This window comes from Neobacillus cucumis (assembly GCF_023715505.1).
This window is the reverse complement of the sequence record NZ_JAMBOH010000020.1, coordinates 18,865-31,906: the sequence shown is the minus strand read 5'-3', so window position 1 is coordinate 31,906 and position 13,042 is coordinate 18,865. Positions and strand designations below refer to the sequence as shown.

Sequence of the window (13,042 nt, the reverse complement as noted above, 5' to 3'; positions counted from 1 at the left end):
GGAGTCATTGCGGGTTTTGCTTTTTTCATTTCTAATGGCTAGGTCAAAGTCGTGGTGAAATATGGAAGGCCTTTTTGTGTCAGAACAACAAGAGTGCCCCCGGAAGAATTCAGTAGAGAGGAGATTAATAATGTATTTAGTAATTGATATAGGAGGAACTTTTGCCAAATATGCATTGATGGATGCAGCAGCAAATATTGTGATAAAAGGAAAACGGCTGACTCCAAGAACAAATTTAACTGATTTTGAGAATGTGATTTTTTCTATTGTTGAGGAGCATGTTTTATCAGATATAAAAGGGATTGCAATCAGTTGCCCAGGAACAATTGATGTAGACACAGGTATGATTTATTTTGGTGGTTCATTTCCATTTTTACACGAAGTAAATCTGAAAAATAAAATTGAAAAGAAATATGGTAAAGAAGTGTTTATCGAAAACGATGCAAATTGTGCTGCCTTAGCTGAATTATGGCTTGGTAGTGTGAAGGGTACTAAGAATTCGGTGGTGCTCGTACTAGGAAGTGCAGTTGGAGCAGGAATCATTATTGATGGAAAACTTCATCGTGGGGTCCATCTTTCTGCTGGTGAAGTAAGCTATATATTGAATCAAATCAACCCACAAACAGGAGCAGCAGAATATTTTGGATTGATTTGTTCTGCTGTTGACATGGTACGCAGGATTGCCGAAATAAAGAAACTTGACGATTCAACAGATGGAGAACAGGTTTTTAAATACATTAACAACAACGATGTAGAAGCCAATGCCATCTTCAATGAATATTGCATTAACTTAGCAGCGCAAATATTAAACCTACATTATATTTTAGATCCGGAAGTTTTTGCGATTGGCGGCGGAATTAGTGTTCAGCCAATTTTGCTCGAAAGAATTCAATGGGCTATTAATGAAATCAAAAATGCCAATCCTTTGCATACAGCAAACCCTAAAGTTGTTGCTTGTAAGTTTCATAATGATGCCAACCTTTATGGGGCACTCTATCATTTCTTTGTCAGCAAAGAACACACATTTTCTCTTAGTCACCTATGATAATTAATAGGGGCTTTTTTTTATGCATAACGGTGCTAAGCGTGGAGTCAGGATTGGAGCTATCATATGTAATAAAAAAACCTTTTCGACTATATTAAAGTTCCTCTTTATAATGATACATTTGATTTTATGATTGATACAAAAATTTATCAACCTAACTCCTTGTATATCAAGGCTTTCCCTAAATCAATTCGACAGTTGATACATTTCGTTATCAGTTTGTATGGTTCCATTATTCTATAAATACCGTAGAGATAGCATAAAACCAATCAATTCTTAGAGGCGCTCTGTTGGCATAATATTTGCAATATTTAAATTAAAAATACATCACTTTTGTATTAAAGTTGGAAGGAGGTTAGGATAAACAATTTTGTAAGCGATCTCTTAGTTGGTTAATATTAAAAAAATTACAAAGGGGAAATATCACATGATAAAAATTGATTTTGAAAATCATTTTTACGATCAAAGTTTACTAGAGGAATTTTCTAAAAGACAACAGCCGCCATTTTACAGAAAAAAAAATAATGTGATTACTTGGACAGATGCCATTACAATGCCTCAAGATGCTATACTGCCGCAGCTGTTGGAGGTTGCCGAAAAGCGAAATCAGCTGATGAAAGAGCAAGGGGTAGATCTGGTTATTTTAAGCAGTTCTCCGGGTCCGGAGCAATTGGATGAAGAGAGTAGTATTAAGATTTGTAGGAAGACTAATTATGCACTGGCGGAGATTACCAAAAAAGGACGTTGTACGGTTAGTTTTTGTTGGATACAGCGAAAGTTTCGCACTTTCCATGCTTAGCACTGCAGCGATTTTCTGTTTAATTGGCAGTTATTTATGGGGCTGGCTTGATCAAAAAGTGGGGACAAAAAAGGCGAGTATGATCTATGTTTTGTCCTACATAGTAACCATCATTTTGCTGCTCCTTGAGGGAAATGTGATCCTGACCTTTATCACGGCTATTGCTGTCGGTTCTGGTCTAGCCGGTATTAAAAACTTTATTACCTCTATGACGGGTACTGTTTACGGACGTTATGACTTCGCTGCTATCTATGAAGTACACTGGTGATTTTAATTTGGCTTACATGATCTTTATTGGAATCGATATTTTAGGATTAATCCTTATTAGCAGAATAACAACTGAATGTAAAGGGACAGCTAGTTTAGAAGATATGGACCAAAACATTATTATAGAAGAAATTGCTAAGTAAATTGTCTGTGCAAATTGTACCTTTGAAAATAAATTAGATGTTGTTATGACACATTTTGTGCGAGAAGCTGAAGGTGGAGTTGAATTAAGATCACGATTTTGGAGTGGATATCAAATTGATGAGAACAAGAACCAATATTACCAAACTTGTTTGAAGAAGAAAAGTTGAATTTTTAAATATATAAATAAAAAAGTAAAAATGTTACAAAAAGTTGTTGAGGTAAATAACTGTAAGCTTCTTCCTATTTATGACGGAGGGCTTTTTTCAATTTTGCAAATAAGGGTGAGAATATCCACAATTTTACTGAAATTTACGACGACTTTTAGTACATCCTGGTTGTATTTTTTTATATTGACTAAGACCTTAAATTAATTATCAAATAGTATCCGCTTTCAAAGATTTCGCTTAGTATTTAATATTATAGGCGATGATTATGCAATCAGGTGCATTTACAGGTATTTTAATATTTGGCCGGTTAGTGAGACAAATGGCACTTTAAAAAGTTCTTGTTCCGCTTTTTTTCTGTGGAGCTATGGCACTATCATTTATCGGGCTTACCATAATTGATGCTTTTGAAAAATTTGGGTCTAAGAGTCCAGTAATTTAAAGATTTGGAAGAACAAAGGAAAGGCAAACAATTATTGAAGTGACCCCATAATGTTAAACTGTTGTTCCATCAAGCAGTTTGTTGGGGAATGAGCCTGGTAGTAGAATCATGCCTTTTACTTTTGCCTTTATTTCTTTTGTGAAGATAGTATCATACCTGATTTTTTTAAGTTAAAACGAAATTTTCATGGTAAACGTGCAGATTGTTTTGTTAAATTTTTCTTTATATTGTCATATATTTAATGCCTTTGGAGAAATTAACTATTAACTACCTTAATTTTTATAAAATAAACGGGTTTAAAAGGAACTGAACTACACCTGAGTACCAAAAGTATTCCTTCATTTTAAAAAGAGGAATTAACTTAATCAATTTTAAGGATGAATCTGAATGATTTTATCCTTTATTTTACAAAGGGAGATTAAAGATGACCACAGAGAAAGATTTAAATCCAATGAATGTTATGAAACCTCTAAATATAATTTCAAAAGATTTAGATGAGACCCAACCTTTAACGTCTTTTGAAATGGGTAAACTTTGGGCTACCTATATGGGAAACAGTATGTCAATCCAAATATTAAGCTATTTTCTTCAACACTGCGAGGATGAAGAAATTAAGACGCTGTTGGAAAATGGTTTAGCCTTATCAAAGGATTTCATAAAGAGGATAGAAGAATTCTTTAATAAAGAACATTTCCCTATACCAGTTGGATTTACGAAAGATGATGTAAATCTTGGTTCTCCCCGTTTATACGCAGATGAATTTTACGCTCATTATTTAAAATATGCTGCAAAAGCAGGTATGAGCCTTTACGCAGTAGCGGTTCCCTTAATGATGAGAGAAGATATAAGAGAGTTTTTTATTTATTGTAACCAATGTACTACCGTCCTTTTAGGGCAAATTAATAGTGTTTTAATCGAAAAAAAATTAATTGCCAAACCTCCTATCATTCCAACACCAGAAGGAATTATTAAAATTCATAAACAAAGTTTCTTAAATGGATTTACGGGAGATGTCCGGCAATTACAGGCATTAGAAATTATTCATCTTTATGATAACATTGAGAATAACACAACAAGTAAGGCATTATTATTAGGATTTTATCAGATCGTTCAAGATGAGAAGATAAAGGCTTTGTTTAAGAGAGGACTAGATATGACTGATAAAGCTGTGAAACAGTATCAGGAGAAACTTCACCTGGAACATATGCTATCACCGTCGTACCTAGACCATTTGGTTACACCGTCTACCTATCCTCCTTTTTCCGATAAAATCATGCTGTTTCATAAAGTGGACATGTTCGCAATGAAGATTAGGGCATTTGGAAATTCACTAGCGGTCACGGCAAGAAGAGATATAGACCTGTTATATGCAAGGACTCTTATGAACATTGGCTTTTTTGTTGACGACGGTACGAATCTCTTAATTGAAAAAGGGTGGATGGAATCACCGCCACAAGCGTTTGACAGAGTTTAGGGTACAATTGGATTCTCCTTATGGTTTAGTTACATATTATTCATATTAAAAAAATGGATGAAAAAGCGGTCATCTGAGAGTTCAGCAATACATTAGTTAAATTCTTATTTGACAACCGGCTCGAATAATCTGGGGAATATATATGTTTATTAAAAACGCGATGCATGGAGGAAGACTCCGCATCGCGTTTTGCACGTTTCAATATCATTGAACTCTTATATAAACAAAAGTTCATCTGTTCTGAAAGCTAGCGATGTATCGTTGGAAAGTGATTGGTCGACATTAAAGGCACTTATTTATGTTCCCTGAAATTCAACTAATTAGCCCGCAGCACGCTCAAGCACAGCTCATGCCAATATGCACCTGGTTCTTAATTAAATAGAAGCTTATCAAGAAAAAAAAAGATGTAAGTTTTGAAAAATATTATTGACAAGGAGGTCTTAAAGTTTTATTATTATCTAATATTCAAGATATTTAAATTTGAGATTTTTGTAGGAGGTGAATAAATGGATACAACATGCACTAATTTACCCTATCTTGTTTTAATGGAAACATCTAAAGCAGTACAGGATTGTATGAGAGTGGCAATGAGTCAGTATAACCTTAGTATTACTGAATTTTCCGTTCTAGAAGTGCTTTACAATAAGGGAAAACAAACCATTCATCAAATCGGTAAAAGCATTTTAATTTCAAGTGGCACAATGACTTACGTTATAGATAAATTAGAACAGAGAGAATTATTAAGTCGTCAGGCATGTGTGGAAGATCGAAGAGTCATCCATGTTAAGTTAACAGACGCAGGAAAAGAATTGATGGGCAGAATCATGCCAAAACATCAAGAATTTGTAGATTCCATGTTTTGCTCTTTAAATAAACAGGAGAAAGAAATATTTGTTAAACTCTTGAAAAAGATAAATAGGAAAGAACAAAGTTGATTTTTTGTCTTATATCTCGAAGTCGAGATAAATAATATATTAGGAGGATTTGAGATGATAAACCTTGGTTTATTAATAATTCGTTTAGTAGTGGGTATTTTATTTATTGGTCATGGAGCTCAAAAATTGTTTGGATGGTTCGGCGGTTATGGTTTAAAGGGTACGGGAGGCTGGTTTGATTCCATTGGCATGAAACCTGGTATAACCATGGCTCTATTGGCAGGATTGGCAGAACTCGTTGGAGGCGTTTTGTTTGCTCTAGGTCTTTTAACTCCACTTGCTGGAATTATGATTGCGGGAACCATGGTAATGGCTATTCTGAAAGTTCACGGTCCAAACGGATTATGGGCAACGGTAAATGGATATGAATATAACCTTACCCTGCTTGCAATTGCTATTGGTGTAGCTTTAATTGGACCAGGTCAATATGCTGTAGATGCTTTTTTGTTCTAATTATCTCGATTTAGAGATAATTGAATTAAAGTAAAAAGTTTAAGATTTTATTTTCATCCTGGGAACAAAATAGGTAAGAGTGGATTTTTAAATAATTGAATTTTAAATCAGAAATGGAGTGTTGAAAATGAGTAAGAAAACAATGGGTATTCACCATATCACAGCCATCGTCGGTCATCCTCAAGAGAATGTAGACTTTTACGCAGGAGTTTTGGGGTTACGTTTGGTAAAACAAACTGTCAATTTTGATGACCCAGGTACTTATCACCTTTATTTCGGGAATGAAGGCGGAAAGCCAGGAACCATTATTACATTCTTTCCATGGGCGGGAGCTCATCAAGGAATTATTGGGGACGGTCAAGTCGGTGTTACTTCATATGTCGTTCCAAAAGGTGCGATGGAATTTTGGGAAAAAAGACTGGAAAAATTCAATGTTTCTTTTAAAAAAATGGAACGCTTTGGAGAGCATTATTTAGAATTCGATGATCCACATGGTCTTCACCTGGAAATTGTCGAAAGAGAAGAAGGAGAAAACAATACTTGGACTTTTGGTGAGGTAACACCTGAAGCTGCTATCAAAGGTTTTGGAGGAGCAACTCTTTTATCAACCCAACCTGACAAAACGGGAGAATTATTAGAAAAAGTAATGGGCCTTGAATCAGTCGGTAAAGAGGGAGATTTCGCACGTTTCCGTTCTACTGGGGATATCGGAAACATTATAGATCTAAAATTGACTCCAATTGGACGGGGACAAATGGGTGTTGGAACCGTTCACCATATTGCATGGCGGGCAATTGATGACCAAGATCAATTGGATTGGCAAAAGTATGTAGCAGCCAATGGCTACGGAGTAACTCCTGTTCAGGATCGAAATTACTTCAATGCTATTTATTTCAGAGAACATGGAGAAATACTGTTTGAAATTGCAACGGATCCTCCAGGATTTGCTCATGATGAATCACAAGCGACAATGGGAGAAAAATTGATGTTGCCATCACAGTATGAGCCGCACCGAGCAAAGATTGAACGAGTGTTATTACCGTTTGAAGTAAGAGAACTAGACTGATTTTTTGAAAAGGAATGATATCTTTGCTTTCAATTGACCCAGCCTCAATGTCAGAAAGAGAAAATTATAAATTTCTAATAGGAAGCATCATACCCAGACCAATAGCATTCGTAACATCAATTTCAAAAGATGGTGTATTGAATGGAGCGCCATTTAGTTATTTTAACATCGTGTCATCCAATCCTCCGATGATTTCATTATCTATTCAACGCTCAGCTGGGGGACAAAAAGATACAGCAAGAAATATTACTGAGTCCAAGCAATTTGTAGTTCATATGGTTGATGAACATAACGTTGAAAAAATAAATAAAACAGCGGCAAACCTTCCTCCTAATCAAAGTGAGATAGAGTTAGCTGACTTAACTTCGGTAGATAGTGTGAAAATTTCAGTTCCTGGAGTGAAGGAAGCAAAAATCAGAATGGAATGTGTATTAGAACATTCCTTAGAATTGGGAGGCTTGGATTCGCCGGGATGTGACCTAATGATAGGAAGAGTAGTTCATTTTCATATCGAAAATGACATTTATGAAAATGGAAGAATTAATCCAAGGGGCTTAGCAGCTGTCAGCCGCTTAGCTGGGAATAATTACGCAAAAATTGGTGAAGTATTTGAAATCGAAAGACCTAAATAAGTCCTTGTGAAATCCCATTTTGATGAAATGGAGAGGGTATAATGCAAAAAACAGCAGGCATTCATCATATTTCAGCTATGGTAAACGATGCACAAAGAAATATTGATTTCTATGCAGGTGTACTTGGGTTAAGGCTTGTCAAAAAAACCATTAATTTTGATCGTCCAGAAGTGTACCATCTCTATTTTGGGAATGAACTAGGTCAACCAGGTTCGGTAATAACGTTTTTTCCATGGGCTAAACAACTAAAAGGTCGAATAGGTATCGGTCAGGTTGGTGTGACTAGTTATATGATTCCGAAGGGTTCGGCTCCTTTTTGTAAAATCGATTTCGGAAATTTGGAATTGAATTTACTTCTTCCAATCGGTTTGGGGAAAGATATTTACAATTTCATGATCCAGACGGACTCCTATTGGAATTGACAGAACGAGACGAAGGTTCATTTAATACTTGGAACTTTGGAGGAGTTCAAGCAGAAAATGCGATTAAAGGATTTGGTGGTGCTGTTCTATTTTCAGCACAGCCGCATAAGACAACGGATGTACTAGAAAATATTTTAGGGTTTGATTGCCTGGGCCAAGAAAATGAATTTCTAAGATTTAAATCTAAAGGAAATATTGGCAATACCATTGATATTCACTTAAATCCTTCAGTCCCAGGGCTAATGGGAGCAGGCACAGTTCACCATATAGCTTGGAGAGCAAAGGATGAGGAAGAGCATCAAAAGTGGAGATCCCTTCTCCTTGAAAAAGGGCATTATCCTACAGATATTCTTGACCGAAACTACTTTAAAGCTCTATATTTTCATGAACCAGGGGGTATCCTCTTCGAAATTGCGACCGACCCACTTGGTTTTGCGGCGGATGAACCTATAGAGGAACTCGGGAAAAAACTTATGCTGCCATCTTGGTTAGAGTCAAAAAGAGAAGAATTAGAAGAAACCTTATTCTTCCGAAGATTGGCTGAGGGAGTTTTTGATGAAGAAGACCTCGTTTTCCGAACAAAAGAATTAAATGAGTTTCTCGATGAAGCAGCTGAAAAGTATGGTTTGGACCGCGATCATATTATCGCTATTGGATACTCAAATGGAGCGAATATAGCAGCGAGTCTATTATTTCACTATCAAAATGCCTTAAAGGGTGCCATTCTTCTTCATCCTATGGTGCCGAGAAAAGGGATCGACCTTCCAGATTTATCGGGTAAGTCAGTGTTTATTTCAGCTGGGACAAATGATCCGATTTGCTCACCAATGGAATCGGCTGAACTTGAATCAGTATTAAAAAAGGCTAATGCGAATGTAGAACTTCATTGGGAAAATAGAGGTCATCAATTATCCGCCCAAGAGGTCGAAGCTGCTGCTCAATGGTATAGAAAGTTATAATAAAAAACTATGTTTGGGAGGAGAAAGAGAATGATGATAAAAAACGAAATAGGAGCATTTATTTTACGCGTGACATTAGGAGCATTATTTTTAATACATGGAATTGTTAAGTTTCAAGGTGGAATTGAAAATATTGTAGGATGGTTTGATAGTATCGGCTTGCCTGGATTTATGGCATATGGAGTTGCATTTCTTGAGATTATTGGTGGGATCGCCATAATCATTGGATTGGCAACTAGATTTTTTGCAGCATTGTTTGCATTAATGATGATTGGGGCAACAATAAAAGTAAAGCTTTCAGTTGGTTTATTAGGAAATGGTCAAATGGCTGGATATGAGTTAGATTTGGCATTCTTAGCAATTGCAATCTATCTCGCAATCAATGGAAGTAAGGTGTTATCCTTAAGCCAATTGGTTTTTCACAAAGATTCAAATGAGTTCAAAAGAGCTGCTTAATAAATCAATGGGTAAAAAGTCTTTATTTACCACTATTATTTTCCTTCTTCAGAAATTTATGCTTGAACCTGATACAATCGGTAAAAAAAGGGTATCTATAAAGTTAACAGGGCTAATTGAGAAGGTCGATTGGCTTTGTTAAGTAAATCATTAATTGTGATTTTGTTGCAAAAAATAATTATATGAATTTAAATAATCTTAATTAATAATATTCCAATTTGAGATAAATTTTATAATTAATTAAACAGAGATTTTATTTAGGGAGTGAAAGAATTGATTCAACTTTTTCCTGGAGATAAACGCTACACAGTAAAAAATGATTGGTTGGATAGTTCACTAGGTTTTTCATTTGGAGAGTATTATGATCCGAATAATTTACGATTCGGTCCACTGCGAGTTTTTAATGATGATACCGTTCAGGCGGGACACGGCTTTGGGATCCATCCGCATCGAGAAGCGGAAATAGTCTCAATTATCTTAAAGGGACAGCTTAAACATGAAGACAACTTAGGGAACTCTGGAATCCTTGGTCATGGTAGTATTCAGCGAATAACCGCTGGAACTGGAGTGCTTCATTCTGAATTTAACGCATCAAACGATGAAGAAGTACAATTTTTACAGTTATGGTTTTCACCAAATGAAAAAGGGCTACAACCGTCATATGAAGACATTTCATATGATATTTCAAAATTACACAATCAGCTACTACCAGTCATTTCGCATACATCGTCTGATCAGGTAGCTAGAATCCATCAAGATTTAACACTTTATTTGTCAAGATTGGATGGAAAGAAGATTTTGAGCTTTGAACAGGAATCAGGTCGGAAGATTTACGTCTTTAATATTGAGGGAGAAATTTCAATCAACAATGATTTTATTTTAAAGTCCAGAGACGCTGCCCGTATAACGGACATTCATGAAATAACTATTCAGGGAAATCAAGATAGTTTCTTTTTATTAATCGATTTACCTGGGGGTGACTTTTAATGTTGATGATACGTCACTCTATTGGCAGCAGATTGCTGTGCCAAACGAATAGTTACAACATTGAAAAACAGGACGATCGTTGGTTAATCTCCGTCCCTGTTGATGAAGAAACGGCTTCGACAGTTTTATACTTTCAGGATGAGTTAAACATATTCGAAATAAAGGAAAATGAAAAGGCTTGGTTTTATTCCTCTGATGCACAAATTAATTTTCAACGAAACGATAAAGAATTGATTATTCTTGCTGACCATAAAACTGTATATCCAACATAAAGAAGTCTTTTTTGTAATAAAACTGATTATAGTTTCTCATAATATAAAACAGTGCGTTGGGAACATAAATAAATTATTGTTAATTTTACCAAAAGTAGAAGTCAAAAATATTTTAAAACAAATGAATTGATTTTAATCTCCAAGTCAATTACTGTGAATTTGAGATGCCTTGCTTCAAACCATAATTACTGGAGGGTATAATGTTATGACCAAAGATTTTTATTCTGTACTAAAAGAAAGACGTTCATTCTATGGAATCAATAAAGACGTACAAGTTTCGGATGAGAGAATTAAAGAAATTGTAGAATTTGCAGTAAAATACACACCTTCTGCTTTTAACTCGCAAACAGCACGTCTTGTAGTATTGACTGGTGAATCTCATGATAAATTATGGGATATTATTACTGAGACCTTAAGAGAGTTAGTTGGAAATGGAGACTTTTCTGGAACTCAACAAAAAATGGAATCATTTAAGGCGGGGTACGGAACTGTACTATTTTTTGAGGACCAAGATATTATTAAATCTCTTCAAGAACAATTCAGTACATATGCTGACAATTTTCCCGTTTGGTCAAATCAAGCATCAGGTATGCACCAATTAGTTGTTTGGACAGCATTAGAATCAGAAGGGCTAGGAGCATCGTTACAACACTATAACCCACTTATTGATGAAGAAGTGAAAAATGAATGGAATATTCCTTCTAATTGGAAGTTGATTGCCCAGATGCCATTTGGTAATCCAACAGCTCGACCAGGTGAGAAAGAATTTAAGCCAGTAGAAAATCGTGTGAAATTTTATAAATAAGATAGTCGAAGAGTTTTTTCATTAATGAAGCCTGATGGTAATTTCCATCAGGTTTTTTGATGAAAATGCGGGGCAGTCAATAGCGTGTGAGCCAGAACTGCCGCGTTTGGAAGCAGCGCATACGATGGTGGGAGAAGGGGTGGTTTACCCCCTCCGTATTTATTAAGTGTATTTCCTTCAAATTTTAAGAGGTTCCCATCTTTACTTTTTTAAGCTTGTTTGTTTTTTCTAATATTATATACGTTTTATCATTTCTACAATTTCTTTTCGTTCATCTTCCTTTTTCATTTCTATATTTGCTCGTTTCTTGCAAAATTCACATTCGCAATCCTTATTATGCTGATCCAATTTTTTATTGTTTTTGTCCATCTTTGTACTAGACTCCTTTCAAACTAATGACAGCTATCTTAAACCAGATTACAACAGGGGATAGAATCATCTGTCTGAATTAAGCATTCCCAAAATTACAGAGACAATACTTGAATATAAGGATTTAGGTACATTCAAATAGGATAAGCAAAATTAAAGTGAACGAACTTTTTTATTGTATTGTTTAAAGGGTATTTATTAAAAATTTAATTAAATAACGATAGAGTATTAATGGTAAATTTAGGGCATTTTAAGGATATCATTATGAAAGTGCGAGAGGGTGTTAATTAGTGGAGAAAAAGTTGTTAAAGTTACTATTAGCAGGATGTGTTTTATCTTTTCCATTTTTATTTAGAGGTTCAAAAATGAGAGAAAATCTTTTGATTTTTTTCTCAAAAGGAGTTATTGCGACTCTTATTGATGCTTATGTTGTTGGCACCAAAAGAATTGAATACCCAGTTCGCCCTTTTTCAAAAATTTTTAAAACAAATATTATTTATGATATGTTATTTTTCCCAATTCTAAGTGTTATCTGGGTGAAAATATCGTATAATGATAAATTCAGTAAAATTCTAATGAAAAGTTTGCTTTTTAGTGTTCCTATGAGTCTGGGTCAATGGTTTATGGAAAAGAACTCGAGATTATTTAAATGGAACAAATGGTCAGTCTTCCATACTTTTGCAAGTGTTAATTCTACTTTGTTTATCATTAGAGGGTTTGTTGGTTTATTAAAAATGTTAGATAAGTTAAAAGGTAAACAAAATATAACCGAATATTAAAGTTTGATTCTAAGAAAGGTGCATCACTATTGTGATAGCACCAATATCATGGCTAATCCCAGATACGAATTCTTGGAACCCCTGCTGTTCTTAAATAATCTAATAACTGACCAGTATGAACTGATTCATGATAGGCCACTCGTAACAGCATGTCACCTAAATCTCTTATGTACCCTGAATCGGAGCGGTCAATCTTTATATTTGCCAAGTCTTCTTCAGTAAAAGACTTGATTGTATCAATGAAATCATTTCGATAAGGTTCTGCAAATTCCAATTCTGCATTGACAGAAGTAAAAGGTCTATTTTCGAAAGGGGAATCGAAAACGGATAAACTCCCTCGATTTTTAATGGCCAGGTGGTAATAATGCTCGCTTTCCAATACGTGTCTAATCATTTCTATGCAATTCAGTGCTTCATCATCTGGTCTCCATTCGAGTTTTTCTCTAGGTATAGATATCCAAACCTTTATGCTTCTTCTTCTAACTTCATTAAAGTTAAAAATCAATAAATCAATTGAGTTCATAAATGTTCCTCCTTTGATAAACATATTATAATTCACTAGTGTTGCATTA

General features: G+C 35.0%; 16 protein-coding genes and 2 pseudogenes. 17 read left to right on the top strand and 1 reads right to left on the bottom strand.

Features of this window, described 5'->3' with window-relative positions:
- The first annotated feature begins 130 nt into the window (after positions 1-130).
- From M3226_RS22380 to M3226_RS22310, 17 genes and pseudogenes are all read left to right on the top strand, one after another.
- Positions 131-1,045 carry an ROK family protein gene (locus tag M3226_RS22380; RefSeq protein WP_251570813.1) on the top strand — a complete coding sequence of 305 codons (915 nt, stop codon included), beginning with the start codon at positions 131-133 and terminating at the stop codon, positions 1,043-1,045.
- Between the two features lie 427 nt (positions 1,046-1,472).
- On the top strand, positions 1,473-1,844 hold the full coding sequence (locus M3226_RS22375; protein ID WP_251570812.1) for a hypothetical protein: 372 nt from the start codon (positions 1,473-1,475) through the stop codon (positions 1,842-1,844).
- Positions 1,837-2,112, top strand: coding sequence for a hypothetical protein (locus M3226_RS22370; protein ID WP_251570810.1), 276 nt, complete (start codon positions 1,837-1,839; stop codon positions 2,110-2,112). The genes M3226_RS22375 and M3226_RS22370 overlap by 8 nt, the downstream gene beginning before the upstream one ends.
- Before the next feature lie 7 nt (positions 2,113-2,119).
- Positions 2,120-2,254, top strand: coding sequence for a hypothetical protein (locus M3226_RS32300; RefSeq protein WP_285857948.1), 135 nt, complete (start codon positions 2,120-2,122; stop codon positions 2,252-2,254).
- Positions 2,255-2,422, top strand: a complete 168-nt coding sequence (locus tag M3226_RS32815) for a DAPG hydrolase family protein (protein WP_374110669.1) — start codon at positions 2,255-2,257, stop codon at positions 2,420-2,422.
- A gap of 863 nt (positions 2,423-3,285) precedes the next feature.
- Complete coding sequence (locus tag M3226_RS22365) at positions 3,286-4,335, top strand: DUF3231 family protein (protein WP_251570808.1); 1,050 nt, start codon at positions 3,286-3,288, stop codon at positions 4,333-4,335.
- Positions 4,336-4,841: 506 nt separating this feature from the next.
- Positions 4,842-5,270, top strand: a complete 429-nt coding sequence (locus M3226_RS22360; RefSeq protein WP_251570806.1) for a MarR family winged helix-turn-helix transcriptional regulator — start codon at positions 4,842-4,844, stop codon at positions 5,268-5,270.
- 54 nt (positions 5,271-5,324) lie between these two features.
- The gene (locus M3226_RS22355) at positions 5,325-5,723 is read left to right on the top strand and encodes a DoxX family protein (RefSeq protein WP_251570804.1); all 399 of its coding nucleotides are present in this window, start codon (positions 5,325-5,327) and stop codon (positions 5,721-5,723) included.
- Positions 5,724-5,850: 127 nt separating this feature from the next.
- On the top strand, positions 5,851-6,789 hold the full coding sequence (locus M3226_RS22350; protein WP_251570802.1) for a ring-cleaving dioxygenase: 939 nt from the start codon (positions 5,851-5,853) through the stop codon (positions 6,787-6,789).
- Between the two features lie 23 nt (positions 6,790-6,812).
- Positions 6,813-7,421 (top strand): flavin reductase family protein, encoded by a 609-nt coding sequence (locus M3226_RS22345; protein ID WP_251570801.1) that lies wholly within the window; start codon positions 6,813-6,815, stop codon positions 7,419-7,421.
- A 41-nt stretch (positions 7,422-7,462) separates the two neighbouring features.
- A pseudogene (locus M3226_RS22340) lies at positions 7,463-8,367 on the top strand (ring-cleaving dioxygenase); the annotation flags it as partial.
- Positions 8,368-8,802 (top strand): annotated as a pseudogene (locus tag M3226_RS22335) (alpha/beta hydrolase); the annotation flags it as partial. It lies immediately after the preceding pseudogene.
- A 30-nt stretch (positions 8,803-8,832) separates the two neighbouring features.
- A complete protein-coding gene (locus tag M3226_RS22330) occupies positions 8,833-9,258 on the top strand; it encodes a DoxX family protein (RefSeq protein WP_251570799.1) in 426 nt (141 codons plus the stop codon).
- A 273-nt stretch (positions 9,259-9,531) separates the two neighbouring features.
- On the top strand, positions 9,532-10,245 hold the full coding sequence (locus M3226_RS22325; RefSeq protein WP_251570797.1) for a pirin family protein: 714 nt from the start codon (positions 9,532-9,534) through the stop codon (positions 10,243-10,245).
- Complete coding sequence (locus tag M3226_RS22320) at positions 10,245-10,517, top strand: hypothetical protein (protein WP_251570795.1); 273 nt, start codon at positions 10,245-10,247, stop codon at positions 10,515-10,517. Before M3226_RS22325 ends, M3226_RS22320 begins: the two co-directional genes overlap by 1 nt.
- Before the next feature lie 205 nt (positions 10,518-10,722).
- Positions 10,723-11,322, top strand: a complete 600-nt coding sequence (locus tag M3226_RS22315) for a nitroreductase family protein (protein ID WP_251570794.1) — start codon at positions 10,723-10,725, stop codon at positions 11,320-11,322.
- A gap of 659 nt (positions 11,323-11,981) precedes the next feature.
- The gene (locus M3226_RS22310) at positions 11,982-12,470 is read left to right on the top strand and encodes a CBO0543 family protein (RefSeq protein WP_251570792.1); all 489 of its coding nucleotides are present in this window, start codon (positions 11,982-11,984) and stop codon (positions 12,468-12,470) included.
- 52 nt (positions 12,471-12,522) lie between these two features.
- On the opposite strand, the gene M3226_RS22305 is transcribed toward M3226_RS22310, so the two are convergent.
- On the bottom strand, positions 12,523-12,993 hold the full coding sequence (locus M3226_RS22305) for a DinB family protein (protein ID WP_251570790.1): 471 nt from the start codon (positions 12,991-12,993) through the stop codon (positions 12,523-12,525).
- Between the last annotated feature and the right edge of the window lie 49 nt (positions 12,994-13,042).

What these genes read in the sequence shown, in the direction of transcription:
- M3226_RS22380 (WP_251570813.1), top strand. Translation starts at nt 131, where the DNA reads ATGTATTTAGTAATTGATATAGGAGGAACTTTTGCCAAATATGCATTG.
- M3226_RS22375 (WP_251570812.1), top strand. Translation starts at nt 1,473, where the DNA reads ATGATAAAAATTGATTTTGAAAATCATTTTTACGATCAAAGTTTACTA.
- M3226_RS22370 (WP_251570810.1), top strand. Translation starts at nt 1,837, where the DNA reads ATGCTTAGCACTGCAGCGATTTTCTGTTTAATTGGCAGTTATTTATGG.
- M3226_RS22365 (WP_251570808.1), top strand. Translation starts at nt 3,286, where the DNA reads ATGACCACAGAGAAAGATTTAAATCCAATGAATGTTATGAAACCTCTA.
- M3226_RS22360 (WP_251570806.1), top strand. Translation starts at nt 4,842, where the DNA reads ATGGATACAACATGCACTAATTTACCCTATCTTGTTTTAATGGAAACA.
- M3226_RS22355 (WP_251570804.1), top strand. Translation starts at nt 5,325, where the DNA reads ATGATAAACCTTGGTTTATTAATAATTCGTTTAGTAGTGGGTATTTTA.
- M3226_RS22350 (WP_251570802.1), top strand. Translation starts at nt 5,851, where the DNA reads ATGAGTAAGAAAACAATGGGTATTCACCATATCACAGCCATCGTCGGT.
- M3226_RS22330 (WP_251570799.1), top strand. Translation starts at nt 8,833, where the DNA reads ATGATGATAAAAAACGAAATAGGAGCATTTATTTTACGCGTGACATTA.
- M3226_RS22320 (WP_251570795.1), top strand. Translation starts at nt 10,245, where the DNA reads ATGTTGATGATACGTCACTCTATTGGCAGCAGATTGCTGTGCCAAACG.
- M3226_RS22315 (WP_251570794.1), top strand. Translation starts at nt 10,723, where the DNA reads ATGACCAAAGATTTTTATTCTGTACTAAAAGAAAGACGTTCATTCTAT.
- M3226_RS22305 (WP_251570790.1), bottom strand. Translation starts at nt 12,993, where the DNA reads ATGAACTCAATTGATTTATTGATTTTTAACTTTAATGAAGTTAGAAGA.